General features: G+C 63.2%; 18 protein-coding genes and 1 tRNA gene. 13 read left to right on the top strand and 6 right to left on the bottom strand.

The window, feature by feature from the left end; translation table 11 throughout:
- Positions 1-136: 136 nt before the first annotated feature.
- Both IC50_RS16985 and IC50_RS16980 read right to left on the bottom strand, forming a co-directional pair.
- Positions 137-2,911 carry a di-heme-cytochrome C peroxidase gene (locus IC50_RS16985; RefSeq protein WP_035706950.1) on the bottom strand — a complete coding sequence of 925 codons (2,775 nt, stop codon included), beginning with the start codon at positions 2,909-2,911 and terminating at the stop codon, positions 137-139.
- 196 nt (positions 2,912-3,107) lie between these two features.
- Positions 3,108-4,904 carry an adenylate/guanylate cyclase domain-containing protein gene (locus IC50_RS16980; protein ID WP_035706947.1) on the bottom strand — a complete coding sequence of 599 codons (1,797 nt, stop codon included), beginning with the start codon at positions 4,902-4,904 and terminating at the stop codon, positions 3,108-3,110.
- A gap of 234 nt (positions 4,905-5,138) precedes the next feature.
- Here IC50_RS16980 and IC50_RS16975 point away from each other — a divergent pair, with 234 nt between their 5' ends.
- Both IC50_RS16975 and IC50_RS16970 read left to right on the top strand, forming a co-directional pair.
- Entirely contained in the window at positions 5,139-5,771 is a 633-nt protein-coding gene (locus tag IC50_RS16975; protein ID WP_035706946.1) for a LysE family translocator, read from the top strand.
- A gap of 55 nt (positions 5,772-5,826) precedes the next feature.
- Positions 5,827-6,237 (top strand): GFA family protein, encoded by a 411-nt coding sequence (locus tag IC50_RS16970; protein ID WP_035706945.1) that lies wholly within the window; start codon positions 5,827-5,829, stop codon positions 6,235-6,237.
- Positions 6,238-6,241: 4 nt separating this feature from the next.
- On the opposite strand, the gene IC50_RS16965 is transcribed toward IC50_RS16970, so the two are convergent.
- Positions 6,242-6,994 carry a sulfite exporter TauE/SafE family protein gene (locus IC50_RS16965; RefSeq protein WP_035706944.1) on the bottom strand — a complete coding sequence of 251 codons (753 nt, stop codon included), beginning with the start codon at positions 6,992-6,994 and terminating at the stop codon, positions 6,242-6,244.
- Positions 6,995-7,084: 90 nt separating this feature from the next.
- Between IC50_RS16965 and IC50_RS16960 the strand changes: the two genes are divergently transcribed.
- On the top strand, positions 7,085-7,975 hold the full coding sequence (locus IC50_RS16960; protein WP_035706941.1) for a LysR substrate-binding domain-containing protein: 891 nt from the start codon (positions 7,085-7,087) through the stop codon (positions 7,973-7,975).
- Positions 7,976-8,021: 46 nt separating this feature from the next.
- Here the strand turns inward: IC50_RS16960 and hisN are convergent, their stop codons facing one another.
- Both hisN and IC50_RS16950 read right to left on the bottom strand, forming a co-directional pair.
- Complete coding sequence (hisN, locus tag IC50_RS16955; protein ID WP_035706938.1) at positions 8,022-8,804, bottom strand: histidinol-phosphatase; 783 nt, start codon at positions 8,802-8,804, stop codon at positions 8,022-8,024.
- 521 nt (positions 8,805-9,325) lie between these two features.
- The gene (locus IC50_RS16950; RefSeq protein WP_035707002.1) at positions 9,326-10,216 is read right to left on the bottom strand and encodes an N-formylglutamate amidohydrolase; all 891 of its coding nucleotides are present in this window, start codon (positions 10,214-10,216) and stop codon (positions 9,326-9,328) included.
- A gap of 332 nt (positions 10,217-10,548) precedes the next feature.
- Between IC50_RS16950 and cpdR the strand changes: the two genes are divergently transcribed.
- Together cpdR and IC50_RS16940 are read left to right on the top strand one after the other, a co-directional pair.
- Positions 10,549-10,908 (top strand): cell cycle two-component system response regulator CpdR, encoded by a 360-nt coding sequence (cpdR, locus tag IC50_RS16945; protein ID WP_007597092.1) that lies wholly within the window; start codon positions 10,549-10,551, stop codon positions 10,906-10,908.
- Positions 10,909-10,980: 72 nt separating this feature from the next.
- Positions 10,981-11,055: transfer RNA gene (locus IC50_RS16940), tRNA-Val, on the top strand.
- Between the two features lie 324 nt (positions 11,056-11,379).
- On the opposite strand, the gene IC50_RS16935 is transcribed toward IC50_RS16940, so the two are convergent.
- Positions 11,380-11,790: a DUF1622 domain-containing protein gene (locus IC50_RS16935; RefSeq protein ID WP_063826469.1), complete on the bottom strand. Its 411-nt coding sequence runs from the start codon at positions 11,788-11,790 to the stop codon at positions 11,380-11,382.
- Between the two features lie 98 nt (positions 11,791-11,888).
- Here IC50_RS16935 and IC50_RS16930 point away from each other — a divergent pair, with 98 nt between their 5' ends.
- The 8 genes from IC50_RS16930 to IC50_RS16895 all read left to right on the top strand — a co-directional run bounded on the left by IC50_RS16930 (position 11,889) and on the right by IC50_RS16895 (position 20,596).
- Complete coding sequence (locus IC50_RS16930) at positions 11,889-13,277, top strand: DUF2254 domain-containing protein (RefSeq protein WP_035706935.1); 1,389 nt, start codon at positions 11,889-11,891, stop codon at positions 13,275-13,277.
- 47 nt (positions 13,278-13,324) lie between these two features.
- Entirely contained in the window at positions 13,325-13,939 is a 615-nt protein-coding gene (locus tag IC50_RS16925; protein WP_244429602.1) for a hypothetical protein, read from the top strand.
- Complete coding sequence (locus IC50_RS16920; RefSeq protein WP_035706994.1) at positions 13,936-15,018, top strand: AI-2E family transporter; 1,083 nt, start codon at positions 13,936-13,938, stop codon at positions 15,016-15,018. Before IC50_RS16925 ends, IC50_RS16920 begins: the two co-directional genes overlap by 4 nt.
- A gap of 66 nt (positions 15,019-15,084) precedes the next feature.
- Positions 15,085-17,301, top strand: coding sequence for a DUF3141 domain-containing protein (locus tag IC50_RS16915; RefSeq protein WP_035706932.1), 2,217 nt, complete (start codon positions 15,085-15,087; stop codon positions 17,299-17,301).
- A gap of 29 nt (positions 17,302-17,330) precedes the next feature.
- On the top strand, positions 17,331-18,293 hold the full coding sequence (locus IC50_RS16910; RefSeq protein ID WP_035706929.1) for a phosphate acetyltransferase: 963 nt from the start codon (positions 17,331-17,333) through the stop codon (positions 18,291-18,293).
- 5 nt (positions 18,294-18,298) lie between these two features.
- Entirely contained in the window at positions 18,299-19,513 is a 1,215-nt protein-coding gene (locus tag IC50_RS16905) for an acetate/propionate family kinase (protein ID WP_035706991.1), read from the top strand.
- A complete protein-coding gene (fabI, locus tag IC50_RS16900; protein WP_035706926.1) occupies positions 19,510-20,298 on the top strand; it encodes an enoyl-ACP reductase FabI in 789 nt (262 codons plus the stop codon). The genes IC50_RS16905 and fabI overlap by 4 nt, the downstream gene beginning before the upstream one ends.
- 28 nt (positions 20,299-20,326) lie before the next feature.
- The gene (locus tag IC50_RS16895) at positions 20,327-20,596 is read left to right on the top strand and encodes a DUF3551 domain-containing protein (RefSeq protein WP_035706923.1); all 270 of its coding nucleotides are present in this window, start codon (positions 20,327-20,329) and stop codon (positions 20,594-20,596) included.
- Positions 20,597-20,606: the final 10 nt, after the last annotated feature.

Below are 20,606 nucleotides of genomic sequence, written 5' to 3'. Positions count from 1 at the left end.
CAGTGACTGTTTGGCTCGCGGAGAGTCCTCATTCGTCGTCATTGCGAGGAGCTCTTGCGACGAAACAATCCAGGCTGCTTCCGCGGAAAGAGTCTGGATTGCTTCGCCTCGCTCGCAATGACGGAGCAGGAGTCCGCTACAACGTCTTCAGATACTCGATCAGATCGTAGCGCTCGGCATCGTCCTTGAACATGCGGCCGATGACGCCCGGCCGTTTCGGCTCGCCCTCCCTAAGCTCGAAGGAATGGCCGAGCACGCTGTTGCCCTGGATTGGCTTGCCGTCAGATCCCGTCGCGGAGAACTCCGTCTCACCCGTCTTGCAACGGTCGTTGGCGATGACTGCGAAGCCGACGGTGTCAGGGTCATAGTCGCGGCGGCCCATACAGAATTTTTGCGGGCGCTCGCTCGCCGGCTTCAGCAACCAGTACAGCGAAGGCACCGAACCGTTGTGCAGGTAAGGCGCCGTCGCCCAGATGCCGTTCAGCGGGCGCGCGCGATAGCGCGGATCAGGCGCGGGATTGAGGCAGTTCTTGCGTGCGAGATTCCATATCTTCCCCCGCTCGGCCTCCGGGATTTTCTCGTCGTCCATCCATTTGCGCGCGACGAGATCGACCACCGTCATCAGGCCGAGCGCATAGACCATCTCGTTGGGCGAGGTGCTGGCGGTCGGGACATCGCATTGCCACCATTTCTGCAGGTCGGCCGTGTTCACCTTCAGGAAGCCGGGCACATCGACGGTCCTCTTGCCGAGAACAAGCGATTGTTCTGGATCCGTCTTGATCTCGTCGAGAGGAATCGTCACCGCGTTCAGAACCCTGCTGTCGCCGCTCGGCTCCCAGCGCTTCGACGACCAGAAGGCCGGGGTGTCGATGGCCGGCAGGTGGCAGCCGGAGCACATCTCGGCGTAGACGGCGCTGCCGCGCTCGACGCGATCGGGCTTGAGCTTCCATGCGTCGCCGAGGATCTGCGAGGGCCATTTCGGCGCGAGCAGGCCGCCGAACCTCGGTCCGCTGGAAGGATCGGCCGCCTTGAACGGATCGGGACCTCTCAGCATGTCCTCGATCCAGCCGAGCGTCCTGATGTTCACCGAGGAGCGCCACAGCCTGTCCTCCGGATAGGCGTCGGACAGGTTGAGGAGCGCCGTCACGCCGAGGGCTTCGCCGGCGTTGCGGATCAACGGCTGCTCGATCGAGGCATCGTATTGGGCGAACTTGAACCACGGCACGGTCCAGATCGCGGGGTAGCTGACCGGCGCGTCCTGGGCATGCAGGTTCTTCTCGAATCCCTTGACGCCGCTCAAAGCAAGGTCCTGCGAAAAGACCTGGTTGCCGATGCGGTTGAGAGCGTCGAGACGGCCGAACCCTTCCTCGGTGTCCTGTTGCTGCTTGCCGTCCCAGGTCTTCTTGCCCTCGATCGTCTTCTCGTAGTTCTTGGTCCAGTCGATCAGGAAGCTGCCGATCGCGCCGAGCTTCTGCTTGAGCGCGGCGCGGTCCGTCTTGCTGGCCTCAGGACCGAGCACGCGATCGGCAAAGCGCTGGAAGCGGAATGGGACGTACAGGGTGTAGGCGATCGACAGACCGGTCGCGAGCTCGAGCTTCTTCAGGTCGGTCATCGCCGCGCCGCCGTCGAAGCGGACATCGACGCCCTGATAGTGGATATGGCCGGTATGACATGCCGCGCAGGTCAGTCCGATCTTGTCCTCTTCGCGGCGGCCCGTCGCGGGATCGACGACACCGGTCATCCGTGCGAAGCCGACCGGCAGGCCGTCGACGTTCTCCGCCGGCGTCCATCTCGTCGACCAGTCCGACACCTGTGTCGTCTCGTAGACATTGGCGTAGCCGAAGCGGCGCAGCGTCGCCGTGTCGGTCTGGATCGTCTGCGGGCTCGGGATGAAGCCGAAGCGCTCGAGATAGGCGCTGTCCTTGACCATGCCCGGCTTCGAGAACAGGTGAAGCTGTGGCTGCTCCAGCGCCACGAACCACTCATAGGGCACCGGGAACGTCGCGGTGCCCTGGCTGGCATGGTGGAACCAATGCCGGTCCTTCAGCGACCAGTTCTGCTCGAGCCAGTAAGCTGCCTTCGTTTCAGGGACTGCAGGCAAGGGCGGCGGCAGCAGGTTTACAAGCACGCCCTTCTGGGGCAGCATGGCGCGGACCTGGTTGGGGAATTCGGCGACGGCCACCAGGGCGACCAGGCCAAGGCCGATGACGAACGCCGTGAGCGCGAACGCCCAGCGAAAGCGGAGCTGGCAGGCCGACAGCAGCGGCTGCGACAAGATTCGCTGGTTGATGCGGTCGGGGAATTTGCGCTGCTCGAACAGCGTGCGCACGTCGGCCACGCTGAGATAGCGCTCCTCATCCCGCTTGCCCTTGCCGATGATCTTCAAGAGGATGGGCCATTCGAATTTCATCAGCAACGGGTAGTACCAGCGTGCGGCGCTGCCGGCGCGCATGAGGTTGTCGCGCATGAAAGTCTTGATTTCCGCGGCGTTGAGGCCGGGCTCGCTGCTGCCGGTGTTCGGGTCGGTGTAGGTCCGGCCGAAGCTCGCGAGCCGCGCGATCTCGTCCTCGTTGACCTTGCCGTCGACGCCGAGGATGCGCGAGCCGGCGCCGCGCTTGTCGAGCGGGCCGCCGCGAAGCGCGTCGAGCTGCGCGCCCGACCAGATGCTCTTCAGGACGTGACGGAAGCCGTTGGCGATGAGCGCAACGCCGCGGACCTGGATGCGGGCCGAGACCTTCTTCAGCCCGGTCTCGCCGGTCGCATTCGCGATGGTCTGCGACAGCGTGTTGAGCGGGACAGTCCCGCCGTCGACGAAGCCTTCGCCGACGAGGCCGCGCAGGAACGGGCAGGGATTGTTCGGCGAGACCGGGATCGAGGGATCGAAGGGCGGCTTCGAAGCGGGGTGATGCATGGCCCAAATCCTGAAGACAGCGAATCGTGCAAGGCAGAGGCGCCGATCAAGCGCAAAAAGTCCTAACAAATCGACAGCAGACCATACTACTTCAGCGTGTGGCGAAGTGTGGCGGAATTCACTGTCGTGTCAATGAAGGCGGTGCGGGGCCCCAAGAGGCCACGCTTGAGGCTGCTGAGGAACCGCGATCTGCCGTTCAGGACTCGGCTGCGCGTTTGACGTCGCTCTGCACCAGGGTCAGCTTGCCGAGCGGCACGCCGGCCTTCAGCAGACCGTCGCGGTAATGGGCGATGTCCTCGGGCCGCTTCCAATGGAAGTTGCGCAAGTGCCTGTCGACATTCAGGGTTGGATAATTACCCATCAGCACGCCGACGGCCTCGCTCGCCTCGCCGCTTCGTCCCATTTGGGCCAATGCCGCGGCGCGGATCGCCAGCGCCTGCATGTGATTCGGATTGATGTAGAGCTGCTCGCGGGCCCACGACAGGGTCGCGTCATATTGGCGCAACAAGTAATGGCTGAACGCGTTCAGCGCGGCCCATTGGTAGCGCGGGTCGCTGTTGTCGCGTTGCGCGGCCATCGAGAACAGCTCGATCGCCTCGCGGTGCTCGCCGATGACGAAATGGCAGATGCCGAGCACGCCGCGTGCGCCATTGTCGTAAGGGTTGAGCGCGACCGCGCGCTTGGCCGCATCCATCGCCGCGTCGTAATGCCCCTCCATTGCATGCGCCCAGGACAGGATCGAGAACGCAAAGGAGGAGCGCGGGTCGAGCCGGACGCTGGTTTCGGCGAGGTTCATCGCCTCAGCCCACATCTCGCGCGTACCCTTGACCCAGCCGAACTGGATGCTCTGGATCTGGATCGTTGCCAGATAGGCGTGTGCGATCGACAATTTGGGATCGAGCCCGATGGCCTCCCGGAACAGGTCGACGGCGGCGGCCAGATCCTCCTTGGTCTGCCGGTAGTAATGCGACAGCCCCTTGAGGAAACGGTCCCAGGCGCTCACGTCGGTCGAGAGCCGCGCCGGCGCCGAGGCCTCGGCACGGACGATCTCGGTGGCGATGGCGGCGGACAGGTTGGTGGTGATCTCGTCCTGCATCGCGAACAGGTCGCCGATGTCGCGGTCGTAGCGGCCGGTCCAGAGCTGCTCGCCGGTCTCCGGCGCGATCAGCTCGGCGGTGACGCGAATCTTGGCGCCCGCGCGCCGCACCGAGCCCTGGATCAGATAGGTGGCGTCGATCTCGCGCGCGATCAGCCGGGTGCTTACGTTCTTGCCCTTGAAGGCGAAGGTCGAGTTGCGGCTCAGCACCCGATAGAAGGATTGCAGCGACAGCGCGTGGATCAAGTCCTCGGTGAGGCCGTCGGAGAAATATTCGTCCTGGGCGTCGCTGAGATTGGCGAAGGGCAGCACGCCGACGATCGCGGTGCGGTATTGCTGCGACAGCGCCGAGGCCTCCCGTAGCTCGGGGGCAAGCGCCGGCGCACCGTCGGGCATCCAGGTCCAGACCCCGATCGCATCCTTGATGTTCTTGAAGCGATGGTTGCCGGCATCGATCAGCGGCACCGAGAGATGCTTGCTCGCCTCCCGGTAGGCCTTGGCCGAGATGGCGAAGCCGCCGGGGCTCGCCACCGATTCCAGGCGGACGGCAATGTTGACATCGTCACCGAAGACCTCGTCCTCATCGGCGATGACATCGCCCATGTGGATGCCGAGTCGGAACTGCATGGCGCGATCGCTCGGCAGATGCCGGTTGCGCTCAGCCATCAGCGTCTGCATCGCCATCGCAGCCTCGGTGGCGCCGACGATCGAGGGGAACTCGAGCAGGAAGCCATCGCCGGTGTTCTTCACGACGCGGCCGCCGTGATTGAGGATGATGGGATGGATCGCGCTGCGATGGGCCTTGAAGGCGGCATGGGTGCCGGCCTCGTCGCTACCCATCATGCGCGAATAGCCGGCGACATCGGCGCAGACGATGGCGGCCAGACGTCTTTCCATATCCGCGAAGCTCCAAGGGACTTGTAAGGGACCTACGACCGGCCACGGCGTGGCAGTCGCCTCGAATCCTGGATTTCAAGAACCCTGCCTTTATAGAGCAGATAAGGCCAAGCGGAAGCATGATCCGCATTGCAAATTCGAGGTAAATCCTACGCAATCCCGGCGGTGGACGGGGACGGGCGAACCGTCTAAGCGGAACCAAGACCGCCCGGACGGGCCGCGGGGGCACTTTGCATGCTGGGCATTCACGAGATCGAACTTTTCATCCTGGCGGGCGTGCTGCTCAACATCACGCCGGGTCCGGATTCGGTCTATGTGATCGGCCGCAGCATGCAGATGGGGTGGCGGGGCGGCGCCGCGGCCGCCTTTGGCATCAGCTGCGGCTGCTTTGTCCATGTCGCGGGCGCGGCGATCGGGCTTTCGGCCCTGCTGATGGCCTCGTCGACCGCGTTCTCGATCCTGAAGCTGGTCGGCGCGGCCTATCTGGTCGTGACCGGCCTTCAGATGCTGTGGTCGCGCCCGGTGCTGGCGTCGGCGATCGACGAGCCGGTGCGGAGTTCCCTGCGGCGGGTCTTCCTCCAGGGTGTTTTCACCAACGCGCTCAATCCCAAGGTCGCGCTGTTCTTCCTGGCCTTCCTGCCGCAATTCGTCGCAGCCGATGCGCCGCACAAGCCGCTCGCCCTCCTGACGCTCGGCCTGATCTTCATCTCGACGGGGACGCTGTGGTGCCTGGTGCTCGCCGCGTTCGCCGCCAAGGCCGCGCACCGGCTGCGGCAGTCGGAGGGCGCCATCGCCTGGGTCAATCGTGCGCTTGGCGGCCTCTTCATCTATCTCGGCATCCGCGTTGCCATGCTGGAAAGCCGGTAAACCCATTCGAACGAATGAGGAGCGGCCCGATCGAGGCCGCGCTGGGGAGGGTTCGATGATTCGTGGCAGCTGTCTGTGCGGCGCCGTGCGTTTCGAGATCGACAAGGTGCGTGCGATGACGCACTGCCATTGCGCCAATTGCCGCAAGCTGACCGGCGCGGCCTTTGCCACCTACGCCCATGTCGACGCCGACAAGTTTCGGTTCGTCGCGGGCGAGGACATGACGGTGTCTTACGAATCCGCGCCGGGCAGTTTCCGCCATCGCTGCAAGACCTGCGGCTGCCTGACGCCGGGCAAGGCGAGCTACCTGCCGACCGTCAGCATCCCCGCCGGCCTGCTCGATGACGATCCGCAAGTCAGGCCGCGCCTTCACGTGTTCACCTCATCACGCGCGCCATGGTGGACGATCAGGGACGACCTGCCCCAGCACGAAAAATGGGTGCCGGGTTACGAGCCGAGATCGTAGGTTCTCAGGCGAATTCCTTCACCAGCGCGCTGCCCGCCAGATAAAGGCCGAGCAAAATCATCGCGATCAGGAGCCAGCGGCGAAACGCTTCCGCGGGCATCCGCGCCCGCACCGATTGGCCGATGAACATGCCGGCGAAGGCCATGGCAAGGCCCACGGTGCCCGGCACGGCATTGGCCGGTGTCAGCAATCCGGCGCCGGTCAAGTTGAAGGCGAGCGCCAGCGTTGCGGTCGTGAAGAACACGCCGAGCGCCTGCACCAGCTCGTCCTTTTCCATGCCGATCGCCTGCATGAACGGCATCGAGGGGATCACCTGCACGCCGGTCGAGGCCGAGATCACGCCGGTGACGACGCCGACCACGCCGCCGACCCACTTCTCGTTCCCAGGCGCGACGCGGAACTGGAATCTGTTCAGACCGATCACGGCGTAGATGACGAGCAGAGCGCCGAGCACGATCGTGCCGTAGCGCGCATGGGGACCGGTCAGCGCGCCGGCATTGAGCCAGCATCCGATCACGGTGCCGATCATCAGCGGCCACAGTCGCCTCAGGATGTCGCGCAAATAGGGGCCGACGAAGGTCTGCCAGATGTTGGTGACGATGGCGGGCACGATGACGATGGCAATGGCGCGGCTTGGGGTCATGCTGACGGCGAGCAGGCCCATGGAGACGGTCGGCAGGCCAAGCCCGACCACGCCCTTGACGAATCCGGCGATCAGAAAGACGGCAGCGATGAGAATGAGAAAAGGGTCGATCATGCCGCGCACATTGACCGATGCCGCGATCAGGCACAATCTGGAGGTTACGGAGAGAGCCTTCGTGAAGGACGAAGGCTAAGGGGACAAGGCATGCGCTTCGACCTCGTCGACCTCCAGCTCTTCATCGCGGTCGCCGACCAGCGCAGCATCACACGCGGTGCCGAGCGGTCGCATCTGGCGCTGGCCTCGGCCAGCGCGCGCATCAAGGGGCTCGAGGACGCGCTCGGCGTCGCGCTACTCAAGCGCGGGCGCCGCGGCGTCGAGCTGACCGCGGCCGGCGAGAGCCTGCTCGATCATGCGCGGCTCGTCATCCACCAGATCGACGCCATGCGCGGCGATCTTGCCGGTTTCGCCAGCGGCGTGCGCGCCAGCGTGCATTTCCTCGCCAACACCTCGGGGCTGTCGGAGCATCTGCCGAGGGCGCTCGCCGGCTTCCTGCGCGCCAATCGCGACATTGCCGTCGACATTGAGGAGCGCGAGAGCACCGACATCGCGGCGGCGATAACCGCCGGTGCGGCCGATCTCGGCTTCGCCGCCGAGCACGCGCTGCCAGACCATATCGAGCGCTTCATCTTCAGCGAGGATCGCCTGACGCTGGTCACCTCGCGCCGCGGCCCGTTCGCCGGCCGGCGTCAGATCGATTTCCAGGAGGCTGGGTCTTGCGACTTCGTCGGGCTGACCAGCGCCACCGCGCTCCAGGTTCACATCTCGAAGCATGCCGCGCGGCTCGGCATGCGTCCGCATTTCCGCGCGCGTCTGCGCGATTTCGACGCGATCTGCCAGATGGTCGCCGCCGATGTCGGCGTTGCGCTGGTGCCGGAGGCCGCCGCCCGCCGCTGTGCCAAACTGATGCCGCTCGCCATGGTCCGCCTGCGCGATGCCTGGGCCAACCGGAGGCTCGTGATCTGCGCGCGCAGCTTCAAGACGCTGCCGCGGCCGGCGAAGCTGCTGGTGGAGCATCTAAGGGCAGAGGCGGTGTGAAATAACTCAACGCCACCGCATCCGTGGTGCGCACCTCTCCCGCCCGCTATTGGTTCAAAAGCCTCAAGGCCTCTTCGTGAACCCGCGCGTCGCCGGCCGCGATGATGCGGCCGCCGCCCTGGGCCGGCTTGCCTTCCCACGTGGTGACGACGCCGCCGGCGCCGGTCACGATCGGGATCAGCGCCGCGATGTCGTAGGGCTTCAGTTCGGTCTCGACCACGAGGTCGACGTGGCCGGCCGCCAGCATGCAATAAGAGTAACAGTCGCCGCCGTAGCGCGACAGCCGCGCGCCCTGCTCGATGCGGCCGAAGATGGCGCGGTCGCTCTCGTTCATCAGCAGGGGGCTGGTGGTGTAAGTCGTGGCTTCCGAAAGCGAAGCGCAGCGGCGGACCTGGAGTCGGCGCTCGCCGGAGGGTCCCTTATAGTTGGCCGAGCCGTTGTCGCCGGCAAAACGCTCGCCGATGAAGGGCTGGTGCATCATGCCGTAGACTGGTGCGCCCTTGTGCAGCAGTGCGATCAGCGTGCCCCAGATCGGAAAGCCGCCGATGAAGGATTTGGTGCCGTCGATGGGGTCGAGCACCCAGACATAGTCGGCATCGTCCCGTTCGTTGCCGAATTCCTCGCCGACGATGCCGTGCTGGGGGAAATTGGCCTTGATCAGCCGCCGCATCACCGCCTCCGCTGCGCGGTCGGCCTCCGTCACGGGGTCGAAATCCTTGGTCTTGCTCTTGTCGTCGATCGACAGCGAGGTGCGGAAGAACGGCAGGATGGTTTCGCCGGAGGCGGTGGCGAGCCGTCCGATGAAGGCGGAAAAGTCGATCACCGTCACGGGAATCCTCGAAGCGAAAGTTTGGATGAAGCTCGCCTCCTGCCTAGCTCAATTCGCCTCCCGCGTGCAGCGCTGTCTTGATTTGCACCCTGGTATTTTGGATGCCGAGCGCTTTGCCTCGTCCCAGTCATCTGCTGGCCAAATATCGATCACAGAGTTGAAAACTTAGTTCCGAAGTTGCCTTGTTCGTATGCAAATGACTATCAACCCATTGAATTTCCTTATCAAAGGAACTGAATCTGGGTTTCTCTGGAAGCAAATGAGCCATGTGTGAATTGCATGGGAAACGGCTCAAAAGCTCTTGCACTTTGTGCGGCGCGGTCGCATATTGTTGCGGTGCGGTAGCGCTTGGCGTTACCGCTGCCCTCCTTGGGCGTTTCCTCCCTAGACTTGGGCCGCTTCTTCATCAGAAGCGGCCCTTTTTTCTTTGCACCTCTTTTTTCCGCTTCGAGGTGCACAGTGAGGCGAAGATGCGTTCGCACCAATCGCAGACGACGTGATCGTGCGAGAAAAGCCGGCGCCTATTCCGCCGCGGCCTGGAATGGGCCGAGATCGGCGAACGGAATCGTGGTTGCCAGCACGTCGGCGAGAATGCCGAAGTCCGAGGCCACTTGCGCAAAGCGTGCACTTCGCTCGCGTCGCCGCTCGTCCATGTAGATCGCGCGATTGAGCTCGAGCTGCACCGCGTGCAGCCCGCTTGCGGGATTGCCGTAATGTTCGGTGATGAAGCCGCCAGCATAGGGCTTGTTGCGGCCGATCGAATAGCCGAGGCCTGTCATGGTCTCCTCGACCCTGTCGGGAAGCAACGGCGTGCAGCTCGTGCCGTAGCGGTCGCCGATCACGACGTCGGGCCGGCGCGGCTCGTCCCTGCTGACGCCGACCGAGGGCATCGAGTGGCAGTCGACCAGCACCACGGTGCCGAACATCTGGTGCACCTTGTTGATCAGCCGGCGCAGCGCGCGGTGATAGGGCTTGTACAGCGTCTCGATCCGCCCCAGCGCGTCGTCGACCAGGATGCGGTCGCGGTAGATCTCCTGGCCGTCACCGACCACGCGTGGAATGGTGCCGAGGCCGCCGGCGACCCGCATCGAGCGGGTATTGGCAAAGCTCGGCAGCCGTCCGCTGAACATGCGGGGGTCGAGCTCATACGGCTCGCGATTGACGTCGACATAGGAGCGGGGGAAATTGACCCGCACCGTCGGAAAGCCACGATCGCTCAAATGGCCGATCAGTTCGTCCATGAACGAATCTTCCGACCGCCGCAGCGTCGGCAGGTCGATCCGTGAAGCGGCCAGGAATTCGTCCGGATAGGTCGAGCCGGAATGGGGCGAATTGAAGATGACAGGCGCGCGCCATTCAGCGGGCTCGAAGATCTCGAAGGCTGGCGACATGTCGCCGTCAAACCGGGTCATCTTCTCAGGCTTCGTCCCTTCGTGCCGCAGGACCCGGACAAGCTCCGGATCCAATGATTCGGCCGGTCGAACGGCTCTTATGTGTCGTCATTGTCCGGAATCGCAACCATTCTGCCAAGCGAAAAGATGTGATGGACGCTGGAACACGTCTTAACCGTGCGGGCATCGCGGCGAGGACCAGTCAGCCCGGCTCGATTGATTCGGAGCCCATTCCAGTCCACAAGGAGCTGGCAGCGCGGCCGGCGCAAGGTAAAGATTTTCACCCCAAATTTACCCTCTGTCGGGCTTAGTGACGTCTGCTGATATCCTCTGGGGATTCGACGTTTCCTGCCATGCCAAAGATCCTGCTCGCCGAAGACGACAACGACATGCGCCGTTTCCTGGTCAAGGCGCTGGAAAACGCCGGTTTCCAGGTCTCGTCCCATGACAACGGCATGGCCGCCTATCAGCGCCTGCGGGAAGAGCCGTTCGAGATGCTGCTCACCGACATCGTGATGCCGGAGATGGACGGCATCGAGCTCGCCCGCCGAGCCTCGGAACTCGATCCCGACATCAAGATCATGTTCATCACCGGCTTTGCCGCGGTCGCCCTGAACTCGGATTCGGACGCCCCCAAGAACGCCAAGGTGTTGTCCAAGCCCGTGCACCTGCGCGAGTTGGTCAGCGAAGTGAACAAGATGCTGGCGGCCTGAATCGGCCCCCTTCCGTCCTTGCGCCGGGTCCGCTGAGCCGTTATAGGGACCCCACCGATGAAATGACCTCTAGGGCACGTAGCTCAGCGGGAGAGCACTACCTTGACATGGTAGGGGTCACAGGTTCGATCCCTGTCGTGCCCACCATCTTCTTCAATGACTTAGGCACCCTGCGCCCGAGGCCTGAAGGGGTGGTTTCCACGAGGTTTCCACCGAAGGCCCGTTTTGGCGTGGGCTGCCCCCAGATTGGGACGGCCGCCGAAATGCTGCGCTCGATTTCCTGGTTCTCGGGAAGCGATACCGAAGCAAAGCCGGGCAGGGCAGAAGCAGTACGGCGTCGGGGCTCAACGGTAGTTGCGTTTGCCGGAAGGAAGCCAAAAGCGAGCGGGTTTCGACGTTCGTTGCTTGGCGTTCGCTAGTCGAGGCAAGTCGCGTCCCCCAAATCAGCGATCGTCCAAAGCAGGCAACCGCCTAGCTGGAGGAGTGCTCTTCTCGGACTTGCGCTCGGTCCATGGACGCGCGCCCCGGTTGCCACGGCCAGCGGCCCTCGATTTCGAGCGTCAGTGTCCAGCTCAGGAAGGTGCGGACCAAAACCAGTCCGGCGAGAAGGCCGAGGCTCACGAAGGTGAGTTCGATGGCGATCGTTTTCACGATGTCCGCCGCCACGAGCACCTCAAGGCCAAGCAACAGCGATCGACCGATGCTGATCTTGTAGCTGTCGTAGCGGGACGCGACGTTTCGTTCAAAAATGTACCGGGCGGACCAGATGATTCCCGCGACGATGATGAACACGCCGAAGATCTCGATCCCGACGCCGACAAGGTGAATCCACTGGCTAGTGGCGCTCTCGAAGGAGGGCGAAGGATCGGCGGTGGAATTCATGATTCGGAATCTTCGTTGCGCGCACAGCGCACCGTCACGATGGGTGTGGCGCGTCCACCCAGTGATCTATCATTGATCCACGGGTGCTGTACGCACCATTGATCAAGATCAACAAACCGCTCGCGATCGCGAAGATGCTGTCGCCTGCCGAGTGGACTGATCGGAATCCGGGCATTGTGAAAGGAAGTGGCATGCAGCTCTGGCTGATACCCACGCTTTACGCGATTGCGAGCGTCGCTGCCGGTTTTCTGGTGCCGCGCCTTGAATCGACGTTCCTGGCCGTCAGTCTCAATCTGTCGACGTCCTCCGCCCAGGCCTACCTCTCGGCAGTTGCTTCCGGCATGATGGCGCTGACCGGCATCGTGTTCTCGATCGCCTTCGTGCTCGTGCAGTTCAATGCCGTGGTTTATTCGCCCCGTCTCGTCGTGTGGTTTGCACGCGATCGGCTGCTGTTTCACTCGCTCGGCATGTTTGTCGCGACCTTCATGTACAGTCTCTCCACGCTGGCCTGGGTCGATCGTGAGGGTGCTCAGGGCGTGCCGTTTCTGTCGGCAGCGATCGTGGCAGCCATGCTGGTGTCCAGCGTGTTGATGCTTGCGCAGCTCGTCCAGCGTCTCAACAATCTTCAGATCATGCGGGTGCTGCAGGCGCTCGGCGATACGGGACGGCAGGTCATCGTCAGCACCTATCAATCCACCCCCTGGCCGACGTCGGGCAAAGCAGCGCGAGCGCAAGAGCACGGCTATTCGGCGGAGCTGACCGTCAAACATGTCGGGAAGCCGCAGTCGGTGACATCGATAGACATCGCCAAGCTGGTCGACCACGCCCGCCGGTTGAACGGTCTCATCGTGATCGAGTGCGGTGTCGGGGACACGCTGCTCGAAGATAGTGTGATCTTACACGCTCAAGGTACGACCACTCTCGTTCCCGAGAAGGAGCTCAGTGCATGCGTTCATCTCGACGAGCAGCGGACTTTCGAGCAAGACCCGAAATATGCAGTGCGGCTTCTCGTCGATGTTGCAATCAAGGCATTGTCTCCGGCCATTAACGACCCCACGACTGCGGTGCAGGCCATCGACCAGATTGAGGATCTGTTGCGCCGGCTGGCAAAGTGTGACCTGGAGGCCCGTCGGGCCTTCGACGAGGGCGGCATTCTGAGGGTAGTTTATCGGATGCCGACCTGGGAGGATTACCTCTCGCTCGCCTTCGACGAAATCCGGCAGTTCGGATCGACCTCCATCCAGGTGATGCGCCGCCTGCGCGCTGCTCTCGTTGAACTCGCCGAGTGCGTTCACGGGGAGCGTGCGAAACTCGTTCGCGCCTACCTCAATCATCTCGATTCCGGGATCGAGCGGTCGAGCTTCGATCCTCAGGACCGTGCGGCGGCCCGTATCGAGGACCGGCGGGGGCTGGGCCTGCCGCACCATCACGGGGCGGGAGCGGCAAGTCCGGCAGGCTCAGACGAGAAGGGGCGGGCGGTCTCGTGATCACGCAAGCAATCGGATTGACGCGCGCGAAACTGCGAGCCCCGCGCGTGGCGGCGGCGGCGGGGATCCTGTTTTCGATCCTGCTTCTCGCGGTATTCTGGTTGATGCGTCGGTCCGTGCCGGCCGATCCGCTCGAACCAGGTGCATGGCTTCACGGGGGGGCCAGCAACGTGGCCTTGGCATTGAACCTCGTGCCCTTTGCCGGCGTGGCATTCCTGTGGTTCGTCGGCTTTCTGCGCGACCGGCTCGGCACGCGCGAGGACCAGTTCTTCGCAACGATCTTCTTCGGCAGCGCTGTGCTGTTGCTCGCCATGTTGTTTGCCGCCGCCGCCGTCATCGGTGCCGTCATTCTTGCCTTCCACGCTGCGCCGAACGTGCTGATCAATTCCGCGACATTTCATTTTGGCCGCGGCCTCGCGTACGGAATGGTCAACATCTACCTCGTCAAGACCGCCTCCGTGTTCATGATGACGACGTCGACCATCGCCCTCTACACGGGGCTTACGCCGCGCTGGCTCGCCTTTGGTGGATACGCGGTCGCCGCCATTCTCCTCATCGGAAGCTACTACATCGACTGGAGCCTCGTCGTCTTTCCCTTCTGGGTGCTGTTCGTGAGCATCAACATCTGGCTCAAAGGAGATGAGCGAGAGGTGTGCCCGTGAAGACACTACGCCAGCTTCTCACTGGAGAGGAGTTGATCCGGCTCGTCATCCGCCTTGGATTGCTGGCTCTGCTGATCGTGTGGACGCTTGTTCTGATACGCCCGTTTTGGACGATCCTCGCCTGGGCCATCGTGCTTGCGGTCGCCTTCAACCCCGTTTTCATCAGGCTGGCGAAGACCCTCGGGGGCCGGCCAAAACTTGCGGCCGGACTTCTCACTGCAGTCAATCTTGCGGTCCTCATCGGGCCGGCCGCCTGGCTCGGCGTCGGCGCGGTAGAGGGGATCAAGGATCTTGCCGGACAGCTGTCTGCCGGTGAGTTCAGAATCCCGTCTCCGCCAGAGGCGATCAAGGGCTGGCCGCTGGTTGGATCGCAGCTCTACGAATTCTGGGACCATGCATCATCGAACATCCGCTCGGTTCTTCGCCAAGTGACCCCCTATCTGAAGCCGTTCGCCGGACCGCTTCTCGCACTTGCGGGCGATGCCGGCGTTGGCGCGATCAAGTTTCTGCTGTCGGTCGCAGTAGCAGGATTGATGATGCCGTATGGCCACCTGCTCGTGGCCGCAAGCAGGGGCTTCCTGTCGCGCATCGTGCCGGAGCAAAGCGAGTACTTCCTCGATCTGGCGGGCGCGACCATCCGCGCGGTATCGCAAGGTGTAATCGGTATCGCGGTCATCCAGGCCTTGCTGGCCGGCATCGGTTTCAAGCTGGCAGACGTCCCGATCGCTGGCCTTCTGGCATTCATTGTGCTGCTGCTGTCCATCGTGCAGATCGGCGCCGCGATCGTCATGCTGCCCGTAATCGTCTGGATCTGGACCGACAAGGACATTACCACGGCAGTTTTGCTGACCCTGTTTCTCGGGCTTGTCGGCATTCTCGATAACGTCTTGAAGCCGCTCGTGATGGGACGAGGGCTCACCACGCCGACGTTGGTGATTCTAATCGGTGTGATCGGTGGCACGCTGGCGCACGGAATCGTGGGTCTCTTCATTGGGCCGATCATTCTGTCCGTCGCGTGGGAGCTGACGGTGGCCTGGATACGCACCGGGCCAGCGTCGGAAGCAATCGTCGACCGTTGACCTAAGTCAACGTCCCCCGTTCGAACCGGCTCTTTCTATGAATGTGCGGACGAGAGAGGTCGGAACATGTCGATGGAAACTCCAGATCTGCCAGACGGTCCGATGTCCGGGCTCGTTGCTTCGGCGGTCGAATATATGATCGATGCAGGCCAGCGCAGTGTGCTGTTCCTGGACATCATGCGCCGGCGCGGCGACCAATACCGTGAACATGTCGCGCAGACGGCGCCGCATGTCCTGCAATACGCCGCCGAGTTGATCGTCGACGGCCGTAAGCTCGACGAACCGGTCAACTATGCCCTGGTCCGGATCATTCCTCCCAAGGGAGTCGAGATCGATCTCGAACAGCGGCCGTTTATCGTGGTCGATCCGCGCGCCGGACACGGCCCGGGCATTGGCGGCTTCAAAGCTGACAGCGAGATCGGGGTGGCGATGAAGGCGGGCCATCCCTGCTATTTCATCGGCTTTCTGCCGGAACCGATGCCGGGACAGACCATAGAGCGCATCGCGCGGGCCGAGGCGTTGTTCATCGAGAGGGTCGTCAGCCTGCATCCAAAAGCCGACGGCAAACCCTGCGTGATCGGCAATTGCCAGGCCGGCTGGGCCGTGATGATCCTGGCGTCCCTGCGGCCGGAACTGTTCGGGCCGATCATCATCGCCGGCGCGCCACTCGCCTATTGGGCCGGTGTGCATGGCAAGTATCCGATGCGTTACTCGGGCGGACTGCTGGGCGGAAGCTGGCTGACGGCGCTCGCCAGCGATCTTGGCGCGGGCAAGTTCGACGGCGCCTGGCTGGTGCAGAATTTCGAGAACCAGAATCCGTCGAACACGCTGTGGACCAAGCAGTACAACGTCTATTCGAAGATCGACACCGAGGCGAGCCGCTACCTCGAATTCGAACGCTGGTGGGGCGGGCACGTCAATCTGAACGCGGAGGAAATCCAGTTCATCGTCGATGAGCTCTTCATCGGCAACAATCTCGCCGCTGGCAACATCGAGATGTCGGATGGCCAGAAGGTCGATCTCCGCAACATTCGATCGCCCATACTGGTGTTCTGTTCCGAGGGCGACAACGTCACCCCGCCACAGCAGGCGCTGGACTGGATTCTCGACTGCTACGCGGACGTCGACGAGATCAGGGCCTACGGGCAGACCATCGTCTATACGGTTCACCAGAGCGTCGGCCATCTCGGCATCTTCGTCTCCGGCGGCGTCGCCAAGAAGGAGCACGCGGAATTCTCCGAGAACATCGATTTGATCGATGTGCTGCCGCCGGGGCTCTATGAGGCAACTTTCGAGGCCAAGGACGAGCAGACGACGAGTTCGGATCTCGTTGTCGGCAAATGGGTCATGCGCTGCGAGGCGCGGACGCTCGACGACATCCGAGCCATGGGTGGCAATTCACCGGAGGACGAGCGGCGCTTCGCCGCCGCCAAGCGCGTTTCGGAGATCAATCTGGCCGCCTACCGGAAGTTCGTCCAGCCCTGGATCAAGAACGTCGTGAGCGGGCAGTTGGCCGAAACGATGCGCAACCTGCATCCGCTGCGGCTGCAGTATGAGGCATTCAGCAGCCAGAATCCGCTGATGGCGACGGTCAAGTCCGCCGCGGAGGCGATCGAGGACAATCGCAAGCCGGCGTCGAAGGACAATCCATTCCTGGCGTTCCAGGAACAGATGTCCAAGCAGATCGTCCACGCGCTGGATAGCTGGCGGGACGCGACGGAGGCGCTGAGCGAAACGATCTTTCTCAATGTGTATGGATCGCCTGCCGTTCAGGCGGCGCTCGGGGTCGATCCGAAGTCGGAGCCCTCGCGCCGGCGCGAGATGTCGGCCGAGCACCGCGCGATGCTCGAGAACCGGATCGCCGAACTGAGGTCCAGGATCGGCGAGGGCGGCGCCCGCGAGGCGGCTATTCGCAGTCTGCTCTATATCGGCTCTGCGCGCGGTATGGTCGACGAACGCAGCATCGAGGCGCTGCGCCGAGTGCGCCAGGATTACGGCGGTCCGCGTCTGGCGCTCTCCGAATTCAAGATGCTGGTCCGCGAGCAGTTCTTCATGCTGCTGCTCGATCGGGAAGGAGCGCTCGCGGCGATCCCGAAACTGTTGCCCGAGGACATCAATCAGCGCCGGGCCCTGTTCGCGTCGATGCGTGACGTGCTCTCCGCCAGCGGCGAGATCAGCGGCGAGCCCGCGATCCGCCTCCAGCGGATCGCCACTATCCTTGGCATCGATACGGGAGAAGCGACCAATGTTGCCCCTTTCGATCCCAGGGCGAAAGCATCGTAGCGGCCGTTGAAAGCATCGGGAGCAACATCATGTCAGCCGATAAAGCGCAATCGCAATCTCCCGGCAAATATGACCGGTTGATCGCGAAGGCCAAGACCGTCCCTCCGGTTCCGACCGTCGTGGTGCATCCCTGCGACGAGACCGCCCTGCGCGGGGCCGTCGACAGCTCACAAGCCGGCATCATCCGGCCCACCCTGGTCGGACCCGAAGCCAAGGTCAGGGACACCGCAAGGAAATTCGGCCTCGACATCTCGGGGTTCGAAATCATCGATGCCGCGCATAGCGAGGAAGCCGCTGCCAAGGCGGTCGAGCTGATCCACGCCGCGAAAGGCGAGATGCTGATGAAGGGCAGCCTGCACACCGACGAGCTGATGCGTGCCGTCACGGCGAAAGCGGGAGGTCTGCGTACCGACCGCCGGATCAGCCATGTGTTCGTCATGGACGTGCCGGCTTATGCCGAGACCTTGTTCGTGACGGACGCCGCCATCAACATCTTTCCCGACCTCGACGCCAAGCGCGACATCATCCAGAACGCCATCGATCTCTACACACAGGCAGGTTTCGGCAAGGCGCCGCGGGTCGCTATCCTGTCCGCGGTCGAGACCGTCACTTCCAAGATTCCATCGACGATCGAGGCCGCTGCGCTGTGCAAAATGGCTGATCGCGGCCAGATCACCGGCGGTGTGCTCGACGGACCGCTCGCCTTTGACAATGCGATCGATATCGAGGCCGCGCGGATCAAGGGCATCAAGTCCGACGTCGCCGGCCGAGCGCAGATCCTGGTCGTTCCGGACCTCGAGGCCGGCAATATGCTGGCGAAGAATCTCGCTTATTTCGCGAAGGCTGATGGTGCCGGCGTCGTGCTCGGTGCCCGCGTGCCGATCGTCTTGACATCGCGTGCCGATACGCCGCGTGCGCGCATGGCCTCCTGTGCCGTGGCCTCGCTCTACGCCAATGCGCGTCGCCAGCACGCCCCAACAGTCGCGGCGTGATCGCCATGGATACGATCCTCGTCGTCAACGCCGGCTCCTCCAGCGTCAAATTCCAGATCTTCTCGGTCGAGAGCGAGGGCCGGTTGCGGCGGCAGATCAAGGGCCAGATGGACGGCATAGGCAGTCGTCCGCGGCTGAAGGCGAGCGGCGGGGGCGGCGACCCCTTGGCCGACCGAGCCTATCCGATCGAAGCAGTGCCGGACGTTTCAACGGCAATGGGCGTGGCCGGCGAGTGGCTGCGAGAGGAGCTCCGCATCCACCCGATTGCGGTCGGCCATCGCGTGGTGCATGGCGGTCCCGATTACGACAAGCCTGTCTTGATCGACCACGGCGTGGTAGCCCGGCTGGAGCGCTTCATCAATCTCGCGCCGTTGCATCAGCCACACAATCTATCGCCGATCCGTTCGATCCTGACGAAGTTTCCGAGCCTGCCCCAGGTCGCCTGCTTCGATACTGCTTTTCACCGCACCCACGGCGCGCTTGCCGACCACTATGCGATCCCGCATCAGCTTCACGCGGAGGGCGTGCGACGCTACGGCTTTCACGGCCTGTCCTATGAATACATTGCGAGGACCCTGCCGAGTGCCGCGCCTGACATCGCGAAACGCCGGGTGATCGTTGCTCATCTCGGCAGCGGCGCCTCGATGTGCGCACTGATGGACGGACGAAGCGTCGAGAGCACCATGGGCTTCACCGCGCTCGACGGTCTGCCGATGGGAACTCGTCCGGGCCAGCTAGATCCCGGCGTCGTGCTCTACCTCATGTCCGAGAAGGGAATGTCGGCCACGAAGGTGCAGGACTTCCTCTATCGCGATTGCGGCCTGAAGGGCCTTTCCGGCATCAGCAACGACATGCGCGAGCTGGAGAAGAGCGAGGATCCCAAGGCGAAACTCGCTATCGACTATTTCGTGTACCGGATCGGCCTCAGCGCAGGCATGCTCGCGGCCGCCCTGCAGGGCCTCGACGCCTTCGTCTTCACGGCCGGCATCGGCGAGAATTCCGCAACCGTTCGCGCGCGCGTGGCTGGGCAACTCGGCTGGCTGGGCGTGACGCTCGATCAGACGGAAAATTCGCGCCATTCGCGGCTGATCTCGCGCCCTGAGAGTCTCATTCCGGTCTATGTGGTGCCGACCGACGAAGAGCTGATGATCGCGCAGCATACGCTGTCGCTGCTGATGAACACACCATCGAGCAACCCCAAACAAGAGAGGGTGTCATGATTCCCGTATACCCGGAGACCAAGGTTGCCCTGAAGGGCAAGAAGGGACTCGTGGTCGGCATCGCCAACGACCAATCCATCGCCTGGGGCTGCGCAAGGGCCTTCCGCGCGTTGGGTGCCGAGCTGGCGGTCACCTATCTGAACGACCGCGCCAGGAAACATGTCGAGCCGCTCGCGCAGGCGCTGGAGGCTCCGATCTTCATGCCGCTCGACGTCATGGTCGAAGGCCAGACCGAGCAGGTTTTTGAAAGGATCGCGAAGGAGTGGGGGCAGCTCGATTTTCTGCTGCACTCGATCGCCTTCTCGCCCAAGGAAGCGCTGCACGGTCGCGTCGTCGACGTTGGCCGCGAAGGTTTCCTCAAGACCATGGAGGTCTCCTGCTGGTCCTTCCTGCGGATGGCCCATCTGGCCGAGCCGCTGATGAAGAACGGTGGCACGATGTTCACCATGACCTACTACGGCAGCCAGATGGTGGTCGAGAACTACAACATCATGGGCGTTGCGAAAGCGGCGCTGGAATCCGCCGTTCGTTACGCCGCGGCCGAGTTGGGCCCGAAGGGGATCCGGGTGCATGCGATCTCGCCGGGACCGCTGGCCACCCGTGCAGCCTCCGGCATTCCCGAATTCGACGAGCTGATGGACAAGGCCCAATCGAAGGCGCCGGCGCGCAGCCTGGTGAGCATCGACGATGTCGGCAACGCCACCGCATTCCTGGCGCTCGACGGGGCCAAGCTGATGACCGGTGGTGTGCTCTACATCGATGGCGGCTATCATATCATCGATTGAGGCAGACCGGTCGGATACTGGAGGTAACATGCGTATCGCCGTGCTGAGCACGTTGTTGCTGGTCATCGGTTCTGTATCGAGACAGGCCCAGACCTATGACCCACGGTATCCGGTCTGCATGAAAGTCTATGAGGGGTCTGTGGGCGGCGGTGAGTGGATTGATTGCAGCTACACGTCGATCCCGCAATGTCGGGCGTCAGCATTGGGCCGGGCGGCCATGTGCGAGATAAATCCGTACTTCGCTCAGGCGCAAAGGCGCCCCTTCGGAAGCTACCGCGACTACCGCGAGCCATATTGACTGGTTGGTG

The organism is Bradyrhizobium genomosp. I (2014), assembly GCF_000261685.1.
Classification (GTDB): Bacteria; Pseudomonadota; Alphaproteobacteria; order Rhizobiales; family Xanthobacteraceae; genus Bradyrhizobium.
The sequence above is the reverse complement of the archived record's forward strand: the minus strand, read 5'-3'. Positions and strand labels throughout refer to the sequence as shown.

Excerpts from the sequence above, each read along its gene's own strand:
- IC50_RS16985 (WP_035706950.1), bottom strand. The coding sequence starts at position 2,911 with ATGCATCACCCCGCTTCGAAGCCGCCCTTCGATCCCTCGATCCCGGTC.
- IC50_RS16980 (WP_035706947.1), bottom strand. The coding sequence starts at position 4,904 with ATGGAAAGACGTCTGGCCGCCATCGTCTGCGCCGATGTCGCCGGCTAT.
- IC50_RS16975 (WP_035706946.1), top strand. The coding sequence starts at position 5,139 with ATGCTGGGCATTCACGAGATCGAACTTTTCATCCTGGCGGGCGTGCTG.
- IC50_RS16970 (WP_035706945.1), top strand. The coding sequence starts at position 5,827 with ATGATTCGTGGCAGCTGTCTGTGCGGCGCCGTGCGTTTCGAGATCGAC.
- IC50_RS16965 (WP_035706944.1), bottom strand. The coding sequence starts at position 6,994 with ATGATCGACCCTTTTCTCATTCTCATCGCTGCCGTCTTTCTGATCGCC.
- IC50_RS16960 (WP_035706941.1), top strand. The coding sequence starts at position 7,085 with ATGCGCTTCGACCTCGTCGACCTCCAGCTCTTCATCGCGGTCGCCGAC.
- IC50_RS16950 (WP_035707002.1), bottom strand. The coding sequence starts at position 10,216 with ATGACCCGGTTTGACGGCGACATGTCGCCAGCCTTCGAGATCTTCGAG.
- cpdR (WP_007597092.1), top strand. The coding sequence starts at position 10,549 with ATGCCAAAGATCCTGCTCGCCGAAGACGACAACGACATGCGCCGTTTC.
- IC50_RS16935 (WP_063826469.1), bottom strand. The coding sequence starts at position 11,790 with ATGAATTCCACCGCCGATCCTTCGCCCTCCTTCGAGAGCGCCACTAGC.
- IC50_RS16915 (WP_035706932.1), top strand. The coding sequence starts at position 15,085 with ATGTCGATGGAAACTCCAGATCTGCCAGACGGTCCGATGTCCGGGCTC.
- IC50_RS16910 (WP_035706929.1), top strand. The coding sequence starts at position 17,331 with ATGTCAGCCGATAAAGCGCAATCGCAATCTCCCGGCAAATATGACCGG.
- IC50_RS16905 (WP_035706991.1), top strand. The coding sequence starts at position 18,299 with ATGGATACGATCCTCGTCGTCAACGCCGGCTCCTCCAGCGTCAAATTC.
- fabI (WP_035706926.1), top strand. The coding sequence starts at position 19,510 with ATGATTCCCGTATACCCGGAGACCAAGGTTGCCCTGAAGGGCAAGAAG.
- IC50_RS16895 (WP_035706923.1), top strand. The coding sequence starts at position 20,327 with ATGCGTATCGCCGTGCTGAGCACGTTGTTGCTGGTCATCGGTTCTGTA.